Source organism: Polyangium sorediatum, from assembly GCF_029946465.1.
Lineage (GTDB): Bacteria > Myxococcota_A > Polyangia > Polyangiales > Polyangiaceae > Polyangium > Polyangium fumosum.
The window spans coordinates 36,140-52,352 of sequence record NZ_JARZHI010000046.1 but is presented as its reverse complement, the minus strand read 5'-3'; the positions used below and the strand labels follow the sequence as shown (position 1 = coordinate 52,352).

Here is a 16,213-nt window from a genome sequence, read left to right as displayed (position 1 = left end):
TGAAAGGATCACGCGAAGGTCGATGCCCCAGGGTCAGCACACGAGCCGCGTCTACGAGAACGAGCTGCGCACGTTGCGTGATCGGCTGCTGCTCATGGGCAGCCTCGTCGAGGAGATGATCGGCAAGGCGATGCAGGCCCTCGCCACGCGGGACACGGCCCTCGCGCGCTCGACCATGAAGATGGACCGGCGCATCAACCGGCTGGAGTGCGAGATCGACGATCTCTGCATGCGCATCCTCGCCATGCGCCAGCCCGTCGCCTCGGATCTGCGCTTCGTCACGAAGGCGCTGAAGATCGTGACGGACCTCGAGCGGATCGGCGATCTCGGCGTGAACATCTGCGACCGCGTGGCCGAGCTGAACGAGGAGCCGCCGCTCGGCGCGACGTTCGACCTCGTGGCCCTCGCCGACGAGGCGACGCTCGTGGTGCACGAAGCGCTCGACGCGCTCGTCGAGCGCGACGTCGACCGCGCGACGGAGCTGCTCACGCGGGACGAGGCGATCGACGAGCACTACAGCGAGATCTGGAAGCGCCTGCTCGAGCTCATGACCTCGGACCCGACGACGATCTATCGGGCGACGCGGATCCAATCGATCGCGAAGTACCTCGAGCGCATCGGCGATCACGCAATGAACATCGCCGAAACCGTGGTTTTCCTGGTCACCGGCAAGGACATCCGGCACCGGAACCGGCGCTACGAGACAGGCGCTCCGCCCGCGAACGAAGGCGCGGAAGGCAAGCCTGGCTGAGGGCGTTTCGCGCCTCGTGCCTCGCGCAAAACTTGCTGAGAGCCCGGGAACTTGTGCTACGGCACGGCCCATGGCGAAGTCCACGCGCCCCGTCACGATCGAGAGGCCCTCGCCGGCCGACGAAAGGCCCGCATGGTCCCGGGTCGGGATCGTCGCCGCGGTGGGCTTCGTGCTGGGCATCGCATGGCCCAAGCTCGCGGGCGTGAAGGTCGGCCCCAACGTGCCGGGCGATCTGAAGGCCCAGGTCGAGGTCACCGCCCCCCCGACGGCGTCCGCCCAGGCCGCGCCGCCCGCCGCCGCGCCCGCGCCCACGGGCGCCCCGACGGCCGAGCCGGCCGCCGCGCCGTCGAACAAGCAGACGGTCGCCGTCGGCCCCGGCAAGATCAGCCGTTGCTGGGACAAGAAGAACAAGAAGGTCACCGATTGCGGGGCCCTCCAGCTCGACCCCGTCGCGGTCCCCAAGCTCCAGGGCCTCGCCGAGTGCCCCTCCGCGGTCGGCCTCTCCGGCAAGCTCACGCTCGGCCTGGAGATCGATTTCGAGAAAAAAGAAGTCCACGTCGTCAAGAACAAGAAGGACAAGACGACGATCCCGACCTCGACCGTCACCGGCATCGTGCAGTGCGCCTCACGCGCCTTCGCGAACCTCCCGCTCGAAGACGTCCCCAACAAGTACCGCAATTACACGGTGCAATACGGCCTGACGTTCTACCCGCCCGGCAAGGCGCCCGAGGAGGCCGAGGCCCCCGCCGGCGAGGGCGAAGCCGCCGCCGGCAGCACCACGAGCGAGGCCGAGGCCAATGGCACGGGCGTCGTGAGTTGGGATACGGCCCTCGTGCGCAAGGATCCCAAGGACGGCGAGGTCGTGGCGCGGCTCGTGCGTGGGACGAAGATCAAGCTCGTCGGCCGCCGGAACGATTGGTTCAAGGTCGAGACGGGCGGCAAGACCGGCTGGATCTACCGCGGCGCGATCGGACTCTGAATTTCCACGCGGATCTGGAAATCGAGCGGCTTGGAACGATAAGCTCGGCCCCGAAGCGTTCTCGGGCCGATGTCACACGCAAGCGCGCACCCCTCGTCCACCACGCGACGCCCCCGCCGGAACTTCCTTCTCCGCGGCGCCCTCGCCGTGCTCGTCTCCGGCGCCGCGGCGCTGGGGGCCTCCGCCGCGTGTAAACACCTCCTGCCCGCAGGAAACGCCGTCGCCAAGGGCGTGCATATCGGCGGCGCCGAGGCCGGCCCCGGGACGCCGCGCGAGGTCGCCGCGAGGCAAGCGCGCGTGTTGCTCGATCGGCGCGTCACGCTCGTCCTCGGCGAAGAGGTCGCGCTCGAAGCGTCGCTCGCCGAGCTCGGCGCGACCGTCGACGAGGAGCGGCTCGCCGCGCGCCTGGCCTCCGTGGGCCGCGAGGGAGACCTCTTCACGCGCCTCGCGGACGCGCTCTCCGCGCGGCACGGCGGCGTCTCGGTCCCCGTCTTCGTCACGCTCCCGATCGAGCCGCTCGCCGCCGCGCTTTCGCGGCGCAAGGACGAGACCGACACCCCGCCCCGCGGCGCGCGCCTCGATTTCGCCACCGGAAAACCCACCACGCACGTCGCCGGCCAGTACCTCGACCTGTATGCGGCCGCCTCGGCGATCGAGCGGGCCGCCGCGAGCGGCGAGGCGCGTGTGCCCGTCCCGAGCTTCGCGATCCTGCCCGACGCGTCGAGCGAGATCGTCGCGTCGATCGACGTCTCCCGGGTCGTCACGAAATACGAGACCCGCTTCGGCTACGTCGGCGGACAGGCGAACCGCGCGCAGAACGTCGCGCGGGCAGCCGCCGGCATCGACGGCGTCGTGCTCCTGCCGGGCGAGATCAAGAGCTTCAATGCCGAGGTCGGAGCGCGCACGAAGGAGAATGGCTTCACCACGGCGCCCGAGATCTTCAAGGGCGAGATGCGGGAAGGCATCGGCGGCGGCACCTGCCAGGTCGCGAGCACGCTGCACGCGGCGGCGTACCTCGGCGGCTTCGAGATCGCCGAGCGCATCAACCATTCCCGGCCGAGCGGCTACATCCCGATGGGCCTCGACGCCACGGTCGTGTATCCCCACGTCGACCTCAAGCTCAAGAACCCCTATTCGTTCCCCGTCGTCGTGCACGCCATCGCGGACAAAGGCACGCTCACGGTGGAGATCCGCGGGAGCGGGAATCCCGCCGAGGTCGAATGGTCGAGCGCGACCGTCGGCGTATCCCCCTACAAACGCAAGATCGAGGAGAGCCCGGGCTTGAGCGAGGGGCGCGTCGTCCTGAAGCAAAAGGGCATTCGCGGCTACCAGATCAAGAAGACCCGCGTCGTGAAATCGGAGGGCCGGGCGCGCGTCGAGGAGAAGACCGACGTGTATCCGCCGACCTTCGAGATCCTGATCGTCCCGCCCGGCCTCGATCCCGCGACGTTACCGCCTCTGCCCGGCGAAGCGGCCGAGCGGCAATCGAGCGGCTAACCACGCCCCGAGCCCGCCCCGCTGCGCCGCCGCGAGCGCCGCCACCTTCGCCATCGCCAGCGTCGTATCGTAGGCGACGCGCCGGAACCACACGGCCCCCTGGTCCATGTCGAGGATCGCGAACGCCGCGCGGGGATCGCCGTCCCGCGATTGCCCCACGCTCCCGGGGTTGATCAGGTAATGCGCCCCGTCGTCGAGCTTCACCATGTCGCCCGGCGCCGGCCCGAACGCGCCGCCCCGCGCGCGCCAGGCCCCCGCGTGGTGCGTGTGCCCGAAGAGCCCGATCCGCGCGCCGTACCCGCCCTCTTGCAGCGCTCGCAGGCTCTTCTCCAGCCGCGACAAACTCGACAAATGCAGTTCGTCGTTCGGCATCGGGTGCAGCGCCGCGTGGAAGAGCAAGAGCTCGGAGGACACCTTCCGGACGAGCGGCAACGAGGCGAGCCAATCGCGCGGCGGCCCGCCGAGGAGCCGCCTCGTCCATCGCATCGCCTGCTGCGCCTGCAGGCCGAAATGCGCCGTGTCCCGCAGCCCGAGCGCGGCGCGATCGTGGTTGCCGACGACGCCCTTCGCCCCGGCCGAGGCGAGCATCCGCGCGCATTCGTTCGGGTTCGCCCCGTATCCCACGACGTCGCCGAGGCACAGGATCGCGTCGACCCGCTCCACGTCGATCGCCGCGATCACCGCGGAGAGCGCCTCTACATTCGCATGCACGTCCGACACGACGGCGTATTTCACGGCCGACCCGCCTTTCCGCCCGCGCGCCGGGCCCGCTGCCCCACGCGTTTCGCCAGCGTGAGCACGAGCGGCCAGGGGTCGTCCCAGGCAAACACGTCGAAGACCTTGGGCCCGCGGTACGAGGCCACGAAATCGCGGAGCGACACGGCGCCGGAAGGCCCGTAATCGAGGAGGAACGCCCGCACGTCCCCCTCGACCGAGGCCCAGCGCAAGCCCGGACGAACCGGCCCCGTGTGCGGCAAGGGCAGCCCCGCGAGCTCGGCATACGCGACGAGCGGCAGGTTCACGCCGGACGCCGCGCCGAGCCGGTTCCACAGATTGAAGCGCGGGTTCGCCTCCAGCAAAAAGAGCTCGCCCGTCTCCGCGTCCCGCTTGAAATCGAGCTTCACCACGCCCACGAGCCCGAGCGCCCGCACGACCTCGAGCCCGACCCGCGTCACCTCGGGATCCTCCACGATCTCGATGAACGTGCTCTCGCCCGAGCCCGACGGGTACGTCCGGATCTTCTTGCCCACGTGATGGGCGACGGGCTCGCCGCGCGCATTCATCCACGCGTGAAAGCTCGTGATGTGATCGTCGCCGCCGCGCACGTACCGCTGCACGACGAACGCCGTGCCCGACCGCCGCATCTGCGCGAGGCGTTTGTCGAGCTCCTCCGGCGTCCGCGCGAAAAACGCCTTCCAGGGCAACCCTCCCTCCTCGCGCACGGCCGCGGAGGTGCGGAACGACGTGTGATTCACGGGTTTCACCGCGCAAGGCAAAGGCACGCGCGCCATCACCTCCGCCCGCGTCCTCGCCTCCGCGGACGCCACCGTCGCGGGCACGGGCAAACCGAGGCGCCGCGCGAGCGTGGCGAAGCGCGCCTTGTCGACGAGATCCTCCACGCGCTCGGCCGGCGGCAGGAGAAATCGGTAATGCCGCTCGAGCATCTCCCGGTGCCGCGAGATGCAGAGCAACATGGCGTCCGTCCCGTAAAACAGCACGGGCCGCCCGCCCGTCCGTTCCGCCACGATCCGGAGGTCCTCGGCCGTCTGATCCGGGTTCGTCACGGGATCCGAGAGGACGGCGGTCCGCGCGACATATCGAGATCCGAACGTCGGATCCCCGGCGCGCGTCGAGGCCACGACGAACGGAATGCGCGGGACGGGCAGGCCCGCCTCGGCCGGCGCGTCCCCGGAGAAACACCGGACCATGTTGAGATCCCCGCAAAGCACGGCCGGGACAAGCGATTGCTCGGGCATCGTTCCCTCCCCCTCCGCATCAAGGTTCTTCCTCGGCGAATGCTTCCACCGGACGCCGCTTCGTGCTGGGACGGCCGCACAGCCGCGCCCATTCGCGCGCGGCACGCTCCGCGTGGTCGCGCAAAGCCTCCCGCAGGGTCCGCCGCGCCGCCCGGATCTCCACGATCGGCCGCGAAGAGAGCGCCATGTCGAGCTTGTACCGCACGTCCCCGCCCAGAAAATCGTATTCGCGCCGCCCCGACGCGATCGCCATTCGAATGGCCAGCGCGTGCGCTGCGATCCCCGGCCGGAGCTTCGGCGGCAAATCGGCGCGCCGACCGCTCTGATAAAAATACACCTTGTCGTTCCAGACCAGGTTGTAGAGCGCCGCCACGGGCTCGCCCCCGGCCCGGAGCACCGCGAGCTCCAGCGCGCCCCGTTCGAGCAGCGCGGGCATCACGGCATCGTGAAAAGCCCTGAATTTCTGCGACGAAAACACCCCGCTCCGGTCGTCCTTTTGCCAGCGCGCTTCATGGAGCGAAAGGAGCGTCGCGCGCGCCGACACGAGCTCGTCCGGCGTGCGCGCGACCGTGAGCACGAGCTCGCCCTGCCCGAAGCTCTCCAGATCCCGCATCGATCGCCGCACGAGGTACCGCCGCGACGAAGGCAACGCCGCGAGGTATGCCTCGAACGATTGCGGCAGCGCCACGTACGGGCTCCGGCCGCGCTCCGTCAAGGTCACCCGCAAATCCCTGCGCCCGAGCGCGTCCGCGAGCGCGAACGGCGCGCGCTTGCTGCCATCCATCGCCGGCAGCACGACCTCGTCCCAGGCCCCGAGCAGGCCCCCCGCGAGCGCCCGCGCGGTCGCCTCCGCGACGGCGTCCTCCTCGCCGCGCTCGGCCACGATTCCGATGTATTCCGAGACGATTTCGTCCGCCTCGTCCTCCCCCGACGGGAGCGCTTCGAGCCGACGGAACGGGACGCCCCGATGCCACACGCGCCGCGCCACGAGCGGCAAGAGGCCGATGAGCCGCCCCTCGCGGGAGATCCGTAACGCACGGAGGCATCGCCCGTCCGTCCCGCCGAACACGCGCCACCAGGCGAGGATCCACAAAGGGGAGAGCGTAGGCTCGTTGCAATCGCTGCGATCGAGCAGCGCCTCCCAATCCCCCTGCATGGCCTCGAGCTCGGCGATATCGGAGACCACGGTGCAGCAGAGTTCCATGACAGCCCTCCAGGCGACGCGGCCATTTCGAGCATCCCTCGAAAAACCGCGATCTTCGCCGTATGGACTTCTCGCGCGCGCCCCACGCGCGCCGCGCGAGCCCGATGTAGGCACGGACTGCGCCCCTCCCTGCGTTCCGCCCCCACCGATGCCGCCGGCTCGCTCGACCCGCGGCGCGCTCGCCCCGGGACGGCTCCACGCACCTGCGGGACGCGCGCCTCCGTCCGCCCTCCTACACGCGCGGAAAATCCGCCGCGGCGCTCGCCCGAGGGACGGGTACGTCCGCGGCGACGAGGGCCCGACAAACTGCACGGTGCCGTGCGGCGCGAGCACATCGGCGCGCACAAGAGGCCTCTCGGCGAGCTGCCAGGTTGTCCCGAAGAGCGGCGACGCGTGCACTCGCCCCTTGACGCGGGCAGCACCTTCTTGTCCCATCCCGTATCCCCCAGCGCCCCGCGCGACGAGAGAGAGCCGTGCTCGAGACCAAAAACCCTCGATTTTCCCCGCCGGCGCAGCTCCCGGAGGAGATCCGCGCCATCCTGCAGAACCAGGAGATGGCGGGCGAGCGGCTCGTGAACTACGTACGAAGCGGCTTCGCGCTCTTCTCGCTCAGCGCGAGCCTGCTCGGCTCGGCAAAGGAAGCGCCGGCGGCAAACCTGGTCTTCCGCTCGATGCTGTACGCCTGGCTCGCGTATTCCGCGGTCGTCTGGCTTCTCCTCCGCCTCCGCCCTCGCCACTACGGCTGGCTCAAGTACCTATCGATCACTGTCGACATTTCGTTCCTGTACCTCGCCATGGTCGGCAGCCTGTACAACCATTCCGGTGTGTACGAGGTCTACCGCGGCCCCATGGCCTGGGTCATCCTCGCGGCCTTCAACATCATGGCGGGCCTGCGGTATAGCGTGCTCGCCGGCCTGTACTCGGCCGGGCTCGTGGGCGCGTGCGGCGCGGCGTTCCTCACGTATGTGAACGCGACGATGCCCGTGCCCTGGGTCGAGAGCGCCGTGTACGTCGGGGAAGGGCTGAACTTCGAGGAGTGCGCGAGCATCGTGCTCTTCACCGCGCTGACCGGCGTCTTCTCCGCCGTCACCGCCTGGAACTCCCGCAAGCTCATCCTCCAGGCCGCGACCGAGTCGCTCGCGAGAGACCGCCTCGAACAGGATCGGGATCGCCTCGCCAAGTACTTCTCGAAGGACGTCGTCGATCTCGTCCTCAACAACCCCGAAAGCATCGGCCTCGGCGGGCAGCGGATGCACGCCACCGTGCTCTTCGCGGACATTCGCAACTTCACGCAGCTTTCGACCATGATGCAGCCGGAGGAAGTGGTCGATCTGCTGAATCGCTACTTCTCGATAATGGTCGAGATCGTCTTCAAGAACGGCGGCACGCTCGACAAATTCCTCGGCGACGGCCTCATGGCCCTCTTCGGCGTCCCCTACCCCCTCGATCGCCCGGAAGAGCGCGCCGTTCGCACCTCGCTGGAGATGCTCGACGCGCTGCAGACGATGAACCGCGAGCTCGAAGCCAAGGGCATGCTCCGGCTCGACATTGGCGTGGGCATCAACTGCGGCGCCGTCGTCGCTGGCAACATTGGTTCGTCCCAGCGCCACGAATACACGGTCATCGGCGATACCGTGAACCTCGCCGCCCGGCTCGAAGCCCTGAACAAGGAGACGCGCACCCAGATCCTCGTCTCCGCGCCGGTGCACCAGGCGATCCAGGGCGCCTTCCGCACGCGCACCCTCGGGCCGCTGCGTATCCGCGGCAAACCCGAGCCCATCGAGGTCTTCGCCGTCCTGCCCTCCGACGTCGTGCCCGAGCCGACGCGCATCTCCCTCCTCCCGCCGTCCACCAGCTATCCGTGAAGCCCGACGCGCCGTTCGCCTGTTATCTCGCGAAACAGATCGAAATCGATCACGCGTGGGATCTCTGCGAGCGGCACCTCTCCGCCCTGCCCGAGCCCTTGGGCGCGCTCGCCGCCCGCTTTTTGCAAAGCGTCGCGGACGACCAGGGCCATCACCGCGGCTACTTCTCGACCCCCCTCGCGCCGCCGCTGCTCTATCTGCCGCTCTGGCTGCGCGACGGGCTTTTGGGCAAACGCCCCGAGCTCGCCACGATCCCCCTCGCGCCGCTGCTCGCAGGCGCCATGCTCGGCTACTTCCACGTCCGTTTCCAGGACGACCTCCTCGACGAACCCGAGCGCGGAGACCCCGCGCTCCAGCTCCTCGGCAATACCTGCTTCGTCGCCCTCGTCGAGGCCTGCCGCGCCACGCTCGGCCTCCACGAAGCATTCTGGAGAGCCTTCGATCGCGCCTTCCTCGATATGTCCCGGCTCACCCTGGCCGAGCAATACGCCGTCCGCTCCGACGCGCCTTATACCGATGCGCTTTTCGAGGCGCACGCCGGCAAGGTCGCCTTCGCCCGCATTCCCGTGCTCGCGGTCGCCGCGCTCGCAGGGCGAATGGATCTCGCGCCGGCCCTCGAAGCATTGGTCGGGCGGCTCGGCGTGGCCTATGGGCTCGTCAACGACGTCCTTGGCTGGCCTCGGGATCTCCGCGCCGGGCACCGCACGTACCTGCTCGCCCGCGCGGGCCTCTCCCAGGACGATCTCGCGCGTGTCGCCCGCGTGGAACCCCCTGCGGAGCGTGATGCGGCCCGGGAAGAACTCGCGACGCGCCTTCGCGAGCGTCTCTACGAGGGAGGCCTCCTGCGCGGCGCGCTCGAACGCGCGGGGGAGGTGCACCACGAGGCACGGGAGATGTCCCGGACCCTCGACGTATTGCCTGGCTTCGACGCGTTCACCGACGAGCGAATCACCTGGCTCGAATCCCTCGATTCTCGCCTGGCCGCGATCACGCTCCAGCGCGCGCTCGCGCGAGGTCGAGCCCCATGAGCCGCGCGCGCGTCACGGCGAGCGCGCGCAGGCAAAACGCCGCCGAGACCGTCCGCGCGCCATGCGCCGCGGGGACGCCGTCCTTGCCGGGGCAACGATACAGCGGCTCGCGGGGCCATAACCCGTCTGGCTCCTGCCGTGCGGCGAGGTAATGGACCATGGGCCAGGGGTCAAAGGTTCGTCCTCGCCCGCGCGCCAAAACCTCCAGAGAACACGCGGTCGAGACGACGCCGCCGAATCCTCCATCCGCGGCTTGGAGCGTGACGAGGGCCCGCTCGTGCGCATCGACGAGCTCGAAGAGCGTGGCCACGAGGTCCGGCGCGGCGCCCGCCTTTTCCACGACGCACGCGAGGCGGGCAAACATCAACCACGTATACGGCGCGCCATAATAGGCGAGGCTCGCCTCTTTCTCGGCCGACCAGGTGCGCAGGCACCACGCGAGCGCGCGGTCGAACACGCCCTCGGGGAGCCCGATCCCCGCCTCCGCGAGGCCGATGAGCGCATTCAGCGTCACCGCCACGCAGCGCGGCCCGAGCCACGCCGGCCCGCCCTCGGGCACCGGCTCGCGCAACCCCTTGTCCAGCCAAACCGGCAGCATCCCGTCCTCGGCCTGGTGCGCACAAAGGAGGTCGAGGGCCGGCGCGAGCTCCGCCGCGAGCGTGGTTCGCTCGGGCAAACGAGCGACGAGCTGCAAGGCGAGGCCGAGGTCGTCGCTGTCCGGCGGAATGCCGGTGTAATCGTCGAAATAACGGAATCCGTCGACGCGGCGGACCTCGACGAGCGCCCGCGCCCGCGCCGTGACGTCCTCGCCGGCCTCGTGCAGCGCGAGCAAGCAAAGCCCGACAGGGAACAGCCGCCCCACGCGCGGCACGTCGGCGAACCCTCCCCACCGCTGCAAATCCCATGATTCGCGAAGCTCGGAATCCGCGGCGAGGGTCCGGCACGCGAGCCGCGCCGTCCGCTCGAGCTCGTCCACCTCGAGCTCGCTTTTGGGCACGAAGGCGAAAAACCTCGCCCCGTTCACCCGACGAACCACGCGCGCGAGGGAGGCCACGAGCTCGTCCACCACGCGCTTCGTCTCGCCTTCGAGGACGCGTGTAGCGCGCTCCGCGAGCCGATCCGCCTCGGACACGACACGCGTGACGACCTCGGCGGAACCCACGATCCGGAGCCAGGGGAGCCGATCGGGCGACGGGCAAACCCAACGCGCGAGGGCGGCGCCGCTCCCGGTCGCGCCCGCGTCGGACGCGATCGCGGCGAGCATCTGCGGCAGCGGCGCGCGCATGTTCGGATCGAGGAGCGCGCGCACCTCACACGCGAGCCGCGTGAGCTGCCCGAGCGCCCGCCCCGCCGATGCGAGCTCCGCATCCCCCTCGCCCGAGGATCCCAGCGCTGCGGGCACGATCGCCGAGAGCCCGAAATCCAGGAGTGGCGACGCCGCCGGAAGGGTGCTCGCCCCGCCGCCCTGCACCGCATCCCCGAGCGCCTCGATCGTCCGATCGAGGGCCGTTTGGAGCCCGGCCGGCGCGTCTCCACGATCCCACGCGCGGGCCGCGAGAAGGAGCCCTTCGATCGGCGAGAGGGCGGGCTCGGGTTGGTTCTCGGGGAGCGCGTAGGCCGGGGGAGGAAGGCAACATGCGGCGTGCACCGCTGCGACGAGCAGGAGGACGGCGCGCGCGGTCGAGCCCGCTTCCACGGCGGGCTCCTGCGCGGCGCACAACGTCTCGAGGGTGGTTGCCGTCGCGCGGGCAGGATCGTCCGGTCCTCCCAGCGCGGCGAGCGCGGCCTCAGCGCGTGCGGCGAGCGGCCGCGGGAGCCCCTTCGACCACGGCGCTCCGGGGTGGATCACGATCAAAAGGCCTGGAGGGGGAACTTCGGTGCGAAGCGGCGCGGGACCGGGCGGGGAGCCGGGTCCGCGCGTCGCTCCCGCGGCATCTCAGAACGCCGCTTTGCGATTGGCGAGCTGCTCTTCCATGCCCTTCGCGACCGCCTGGACCTCGTCGGGGTTCGCCGACTTGATCGCGTTGAGCAGCTCGGGCGTGGCCTCGTACCCCTCGGCTGCGAGCGTCGCATCGGGGTTGGCGAAAAGCCGGGCCCGGAAGTCCTTGTCCATGAGGGTCCGGCCGATCAGCTCGTCGATGTTCTTCTTGGCTCCCATGCTGCTGCTCCTCGAAGTCGTCCTCGGAAAAAATGTACGTGGACCTTTATGACCTACACCAAAGGACCTGTCCCGGTCAAGGATCGCCGCGGCGCACCGGCGTCCGATCTTTGCCCGGCTTTGCCGGTGTGTTAGTGTCCTCGACGGGCTTATTTCAGCCGAGATCCGATGAGCGAGAAGGAGAAGCCCCAACTCGAGCTCCTGATTCGCCAGCGGACCCCAGGTCTCGGCGGATCGCGGAGCAGCAGCTTCGTCACCAAGTCCTACGTCGCCGATCAGGTCGCGCTGAGCGTGAAGCCTCGGCGCATTCCCGAGGACGCGTACGAGGTGCAGGCCCAATCGAGGAAGGATCGCAAGCTCTTTTACGTGATCCGGCAGCTCGAGGCCGACCGCTACCTCTTCCTCAACGAAGAGGAGTACTTCCTCTGGCAAAAAATGGACGGGCTGCACACGCTGCGCGACGTCGCGACGGCGTACTTCCTCAAGTTCGGATCCTTCGATTTCCGGGTGATCCAGCGCTTTTTGTCGCGCGCGCGGGAGCACAAGCTCATCATCATCCCCCATACCGATCTCGTGCGCCGCACGCTCTCCGACGAGCAGACCTCGGGCCGATCGCGCCTCCTCACGCGGATCCGCGGCATCGATCTGCGCCTATCGAACGTCGATCAGCGCATCGCCGCGCTCCACGACAAGGTCCGCGTCCTCTTCACCCGCCCCGCGCTCGTCGCTTATGCCGCGCTGCTCGTCCTCGGCGTGATCACGATCGGGAAGCAAGCCGGGCGCGGGCTCGGGAGCGAGGTGCTCCGCGGCCATCATGCGCTCCTCCTGCCCGTGTTCCTGCTCATGCACGCCGCCGCGATCGTCGTGCACGAGCTCGCCCACGCGCTCGCCTGCAAGCACTTCGGCCGCGAGGTGAAGGCCTTCGGTTTCACCTTCGTGAACCGCCTCGTGCCCTCGGTCTACGCCGACGTCACGGACATGTGGATGTCCACCCGCAAGGCGCGCATGGCCGTGAGCTTTGCCGGGCCCTTGTCGGGCCTGCTCCTCGGCTCGATGAGCGCGATCGTGGCGTGGTTCGTTCCCGCGGGCGTCACGTCGTCGTTCCTCTGGCTCTACGCGATCTCGATGCTCGCGCTCGCGATCGGCAGCCTCTATCCGTGCCTGTTCATCGAGTCCGACGGCTACCACATCCTGAGCGATTGGCTGCGCATGCCGGCGCTGCGCGAACACAGCCGCAGGTTCTTGCAGGATCGCGTGCGAAATCTCGTGCGTGGACGAAAGCAGAGGCCCATGACGAACGACGAGCGGACGTTCCTCGTGTACGGATGCGCCTCGGTCGCGAGCCTCTCCGCGGCCTTCGTCACGGTCGTCACGCTCCTCGCCCGCCCTCTGCTGCGCTAATCGAAGGACCCCGATGACACTCTCCCCGAGGCCGCTTCACAAGGACCAGATCAAGCAGTGCGCGCGCGCCCTTCAGCGGGTCAGCCTCTTCTCCGCCTGGAAGTTCGACGAGGTCGAAGAGTTCGCTGCGCACGTCCAGATCGCGCCCTGCCCCGCGCAGGAGGTCGTGCTCTGGGAGGGAGACGCAGGGGACGTCCTCTACATCATCGCCGAGGGCAACGTCGTCGTGTCGCGCCGCCTCAAGGGCGACGTCGAGACCGTGATCTGCCGCCTCCACGCCGGCGACTTCTTCGGCGAGCTCGACGTCATCGACGATCAATCCGCCTCAGCGAACGTGCAGACCGAGACGAGTTGCCTCTTCTACACGATCGACCGCCACACGTTGTACCGCGAGCTCGAGTCGAACCCGCGGCTCTACTCGAAGTTCTTGCTCGCGCTGCTCAAGGAGGTCGCGAAGCGTCTGCGCACGACGAACCAGCGCCTCATCGACGCGATCCTCTGGGGCATCGACGCGACGTCGCTGGATCCAGGCTAGCCGCGCGTCACAAGCGCACAGCGCCGAACTCGGAGGTCCCGGGCCCGTCGCCACGTGCGCGATCGCCCGGCCCGCGCCGCCAGCGCAAGAGGACAAACGTGATCGCCGTCGTGAAGATCGCCACGAGCACGCCGCCCTCGCCGGTCCACAAGGCCGCATCCTCGCCGTTCGTCGAGGCCCCGAAGAACGCGACGACGATCGCGTTCCAGGCCGCGTGCATCGTCACGGCTGGCCAGACGCTGCCCGTCTCCAGGCGCAGGGTCGCGAGCAGGGTCCCCGCGCCGACGCTCGTCACGATGTAGAGCAGGAGCGAGAGCATGGGCACGGGGCTGCCGTTGTACTCGCCCGCCACGATGAGCGGCGCGTGCCAGAGCGCCCAGACGACGCCGCTCACGAGCACCGGCTGCGGCACGCGCGCGTCGATGAGGCGCGTCAGCATGTACCCGCGCCAGCCGAGCTCCTCCCCGAGCGCGAGCACCGCCATGGCCAGCGGCCCGAGCGTGACCGCGATGATGCTGCCTGCGAGCAGCCGCTCGCCCGGCGTGCTCCCCGGGATTGCAAATCCGAGCGGGTGCATCGCCGCTGGCTCGAAGTGCGCCATGCCCGTCGTCCAGGCGATGCCGTAGGCCGGCACGCCCACGGCCACCGGATAGATCACGCCGACCAGCATGGCCCACGCGGCGCGACGATCGAACCGGAACGATACGTCGCCAAACCCCTCGCGCAGGAGAAACCGCGCCACGACCGACGCGAAGCAGGGGACCCATACCAATGGGAGGAAGTAGTTCGGATGGAGGCCGTGCAGGACGATCTGCACGTCGAACGGCGCGCTCGCGAGGAGGAGGACCCCGAAGAAGATCGCGAGCCCTCTACGCGCGCGCCGTACCTTGTCCGTCGCCTCCTGCACCGACGGCGAGCTTATACGGGGTCGAGCCTCGCGGGTAGGGACAAGGCGGGGCCCGCGCGGTGTTCCGTCGCGGGCCGGGGCGTCGGCGTCCCGACAGGGACGTGGTATCGCGTGTTTGTCCGGCGCATCCGGACCGCCGGGCCGGGGGACCGTGGGCCTAGGGAATCGGGCCAAACCCGTACGAGGCGAGGATCCGCTGCCCCTCGGGGCCCGTGATGAAATCGAGCAGCGCCTCGGCGTCAGCCCGTGCCCCCGCGCGGGCCTTCGTCGTGACGGCAGCCCAAACTTCGGGCTTCGGCGCCCATTCTGCCTTTCCGCCATCGAGCACCTCGATCCCCGACGTCCCGGGGACCTCTGTACGATAAACGATCGCCGCCGCGACCTCGCCTCGCTCGACGTAGGCGAGCACGGCCGCGACGTTCCCGCCAAGCACCATGCGCCCTTCGAGCGCTTGCAAGGCCCCGAGCTTCTCCAGCGCCTCGCGCGCGTAGCGCCCGGCCGGCACCGCGCCCGGCTCCCCGATCGCGATCTTCTCGCCGGGCGGCAGGGCCGTCGCGAGCGTCTGGAACGTGAGCTTCGGCCCACCCTTCGGCCCGACGAGGACGAGTTCGTTCGTCGCGACGATGCGCGCGCGTTTGGCGTCCACGTGCCCGCCGGCCGCGAGCTTGTCGATCGGATCCCGGGCCGCGACGATCACCAGATCGACCCCGGCCCCGCCCTCGATCTGCCGCGCGAGCTCCCCCGAGGCGCCGTACGTCGCGCTCACGCGGACGCCTGGATGCGTCGCGCCAAAACCTTCGCTCAGCTTGGGGAACACCTTCCGCAGGCTCGTCGCCGCGGCGACCGTCACCTCCCCGCCTCCCTCGGCGGGTTCCCGCTTGCAGCCAGCGGCGACGAACACGACGAGGGCGAACGCGAGGGCGAACCTTCTCCGGCCTAGGGCTCGCAAAGCCCTTGCTTCCATCGCGCGTAGGACAGCAAAAAGAAGTTCTCCACCGCCGTCTCCATCTCCGGCGTCAGCAAAAACGACGGATGGCACGGCTCCTGGTCGCACATTTGGCTCTCCTTGCCTTTGTCGATGTGACGTCGCGCCGGCACGAGATCCTTGAACGCGCCGGTCTCGTCCACCGTGCCGACCGCGATTTTCAAAATGTACGGAAAGAGCCGGTTTTTCTCGAACGTGGCGGCGGCGTCGCCCGAGAGCCAATTGCCGCCCATCCCCGCGAAATGGCACGTCTTGCAGGCGCCGGACGCCGTCGGCTGATCGGGCAGGTTCACCATTCCGGTGGACTCCCAGTCCTTCCACTGCATGCACGCGCCGAACGCTTCGAGCGCTTCGAGCAGCGTCGTGTTGCTCCCGGGGCCGCCGCCCGCGCCCCCGCCTCCGCCCGCGCCCCCCGCCCCGGCTTCGCCGCCCGCGCCGCCGACGCCTGGATCCGGCTCGAACGTGGGATCCCCGAAGAGCCCGCGCTCGTCGACCTCTTTCATCAGCCATTCCGTGATGAGGGTATCGTCCTCGATCGCGAGGGCCGGACCGGTATGCTCGCCTTTCAGGCGGAGCAGGCTGTTGTCGGGGTGGGCGATGAGCGGCTTCGGGTACCCCTCGATCTTCGCGTACGACGAGCTCTCCTCGGCGCCGAGCCAGATGGGCGCGCTGTTCGCGCCTTGCGTGTGGCAGGGCGTGCATTTGCTGGCGAAGATCGGGTAGACGTTCAGGTCGAAGAGCTCCTTCGCCGTGAAATAATCGTCCGGCGGCCCGCCCGTGCCGCCCGCGCCGCCATTGCCGGAGGGCGTGGGCACGAGGGTGCCTGCGGGCGGCTCCACGCAGCCGTACGCCAGGATCAAGGCGAGGACGAACCCCGCGGTCGCTCGTTTCATGTCGCTCCCGCCGGGATCATCGCCCGATCCCCGC

General features: G+C 69.4%; 15 protein-coding genes. 7 read left to right on the top strand and 8 right to left on the bottom strand.

Features of this window, described 5'->3' with window-relative positions; translation table 11 throughout:
• Positions 1 to 22: 22 nt before the first annotated feature.
• The 3 genes from phoU to QHF89_RS34865 all read left to right on the top strand — a co-directional run bounded on the left by phoU (position 23) and on the right by QHF89_RS34865 (position 3,227).
• Positions 23 to 751, top strand: a complete 729-nt coding sequence (gene phoU, locus QHF89_RS34875; protein WP_136967433.1) for a phosphate signaling complex protein PhoU — start codon at positions 23 to 25, stop codon at positions 749 to 751.
• A gap of 70 nt (positions 752 to 821) precedes the next feature.
• Positions 822 to 1,730, top strand: a complete 909-nt coding sequence (locus tag QHF89_RS34870; RefSeq protein WP_136967432.1) for an SH3 domain-containing protein — start codon at positions 822 to 824, stop codon at positions 1,728 to 1,730.
• Positions 1,731 to 1,799: 69 nt separating this feature from the next.
• On the top strand, positions 1,800 to 3,227 hold the full coding sequence (locus QHF89_RS34865) for a VanW family protein (RefSeq protein WP_136967431.1): 1,428 nt from the start codon (positions 1,800 to 1,802) through the stop codon (positions 3,225 to 3,227).
• On the opposite strand, the gene QHF89_RS34860 is transcribed toward QHF89_RS34865, so the two are convergent.
• Genes QHF89_RS34860 through QHF89_RS34850 form a run of 3 tightly spaced genes read right to left on the bottom strand, consistent with a single transcriptional unit; the run spans position 3,180 to position 6,407 of the window.
• Positions 3,180 to 3,962, bottom strand: coding sequence for a metallophosphoesterase family protein (locus QHF89_RS34860; protein ID WP_284721308.1), 783 nt, complete (start codon positions 3,960 to 3,962; stop codon positions 3,180 to 3,182). The two genes, QHF89_RS34865 and QHF89_RS34860, sit on opposite strands and share 48 nt — an antisense overlap.
• Positions 3,959 to 5,203: a carboxylate--amine ligase gene (locus QHF89_RS34855; RefSeq protein ID WP_284721307.1), complete on the bottom strand. Its 1,245-nt coding sequence runs from the start codon at positions 5,201 to 5,203 to the stop codon at positions 3,959 to 3,961. Before QHF89_RS34855 ends, QHF89_RS34860 begins: the two co-directional genes overlap by 4 nt.
• Before the next feature lie 19 nt (positions 5,204 to 5,222).
• Complete coding sequence (locus QHF89_RS34850; RefSeq protein WP_136967429.1) at positions 5,223 to 6,407, bottom strand: GNAT family N-acetyltransferase; 1,185 nt, start codon at positions 6,405 to 6,407, stop codon at positions 5,223 to 5,225.
• A 473-nt stretch (positions 6,408 to 6,880) separates the two neighbouring features.
• Here QHF89_RS34850 and QHF89_RS34845 point away from each other — a divergent pair, with 473 nt between their 5' ends.
• Complete coding sequence (locus QHF89_RS34845; protein ID WP_136933276.1) at positions 6,881 to 8,272, top strand: adenylate/guanylate cyclase domain-containing protein; 1,392 nt, start codon at positions 6,881 to 6,883, stop codon at positions 8,270 to 8,272.
• Entirely contained in the window at positions 8,269 to 9,300 is a 1,032-nt protein-coding gene (locus QHF89_RS34840) for a class 1 isoprenoid biosynthesis enzyme (protein WP_136967428.1), read from the top strand. The genes QHF89_RS34845 and QHF89_RS34840 overlap by 4 nt, the downstream gene beginning before the upstream one ends.
• Here QHF89_RS34840 and QHF89_RS34835 read toward each other — a convergent pair.
• Together QHF89_RS34835 and QHF89_RS34830 are read right to left on the bottom strand one after the other, a co-directional pair.
• Complete coding sequence (locus tag QHF89_RS34835; protein ID WP_136967427.1) at positions 9,260 to 11,149, bottom strand: prenyltransferase/squalene oxidase repeat-containing protein; 1,890 nt, start codon at positions 11,147 to 11,149, stop codon at positions 9,260 to 9,262. The two genes, QHF89_RS34840 and QHF89_RS34835, sit on opposite strands and share 41 nt — an antisense overlap.
• Before the next feature lie 87 nt (positions 11,150 to 11,236).
• Positions 11,237 to 11,458, bottom strand: a complete 222-nt coding sequence (locus QHF89_RS34830; protein WP_170229576.1) for a Franean1_4349 family RiPP — start codon at positions 11,456 to 11,458, stop codon at positions 11,237 to 11,239.
• Between the two features lie 168 nt (positions 11,459 to 11,626).
• Here QHF89_RS34830 and QHF89_RS34825 point away from each other — a divergent pair, with 168 nt between their 5' ends.
• Positions 11,627 to 12,859 (top strand): M50 family metallopeptidase, encoded by a 1,233-nt coding sequence (locus QHF89_RS34825; protein WP_284721306.1) that lies wholly within the window; start codon positions 11,627 to 11,629, stop codon positions 12,857 to 12,859.
• Between the two features lie 13 nt (positions 12,860 to 12,872).
• Positions 12,873 to 13,394, top strand: coding sequence for a cyclic nucleotide-binding domain-containing protein (locus QHF89_RS34820; protein WP_136967424.1), 522 nt, complete (start codon positions 12,873 to 12,875; stop codon positions 13,392 to 13,394).
• A 7-nt stretch (positions 13,395 to 13,401) separates the two neighbouring features.
• Here the strand turns inward: QHF89_RS34820 and QHF89_RS34815 are convergent, their stop codons facing one another.
• From QHF89_RS34815 to QHF89_RS34805, 3 genes are all read right to left on the bottom strand, one after another.
• Complete coding sequence (locus QHF89_RS34815; protein WP_136967423.1) at positions 13,402 to 14,301, bottom strand: CPBP family glutamic-type intramembrane protease; 900 nt, start codon at positions 14,299 to 14,301, stop codon at positions 13,402 to 13,404.
• 157 nt (positions 14,302 to 14,458) lie between these two features.
• Positions 14,459 to 15,202 carry a molybdate ABC transporter substrate-binding protein gene (modA, locus tag QHF89_RS34810; protein WP_284721305.1) on the bottom strand — a complete coding sequence of 248 codons (744 nt, stop codon included), beginning with the start codon at positions 15,200 to 15,202 and terminating at the stop codon, positions 14,459 to 14,461.
• Positions 15,203 to 15,237: 35 nt separating this feature from the next.
• Positions 15,238 to 16,179: a hypothetical protein gene (locus QHF89_RS34805; protein WP_284721304.1), complete on the bottom strand. Its 942-nt coding sequence runs from the start codon at positions 16,177 to 16,179 to the stop codon at positions 15,238 to 15,240.
• Positions 16,180 to 16,213: the final 34 nt, after the last annotated feature.

Bases quoted from the DNA above. Each gene is read 5' to 3' on its own strand.
- QHF89_RS34855 (WP_284721307.1), bottom strand. From the start codon at position 5,203: ATGCCCGAGCAATCGCTTGTCCCGGCCGTGCTTTGCGGGGATCTCAAC.
- QHF89_RS34805 (WP_284721304.1), bottom strand. From the start codon at position 16,179: ATGAAACGAGCGACCGCGGGGTTCGTCCTCGCCTTGATCCTGGCGTAC.
- QHF89_RS34820 (WP_136967424.1), top strand. From the start codon at position 12,873: ATGACACTCTCCCCGAGGCCGCTTCACAAGGACCAGATCAAGCAGTGC.
- phoU (WP_136967433.1), top strand. From the start codon at position 23: ATGCCCCAGGGTCAGCACACGAGCCGCGTCTACGAGAACGAGCTGCGC.
- QHF89_RS34865 (WP_136967431.1), top strand. From the start codon at position 1,800: ATGTCACACGCAAGCGCGCACCCCTCGTCCACCACGCGACGCCCCCGC.
- QHF89_RS34850 (WP_136967429.1), bottom strand. From the start codon at position 6,407: ATGGAACTCTGCTGCACCGTGGTCTCCGATATCGCCGAGCTCGAGGCC.
- QHF89_RS34870 (WP_136967432.1), top strand. From the start codon at position 822: ATGGCGAAGTCCACGCGCCCCGTCACGATCGAGAGGCCCTCGCCGGCC.
- QHF89_RS34825 (WP_284721306.1), top strand. From the start codon at position 11,627: ATGAGCGAGAAGGAGAAGCCCCAACTCGAGCTCCTGATTCGCCAGCGG.
- QHF89_RS34830 (WP_170229576.1), bottom strand. From the start codon at position 11,458: ATGGGAGCCAAGAAGAACATCGACGAGCTGATCGGCCGGACCCTCATG.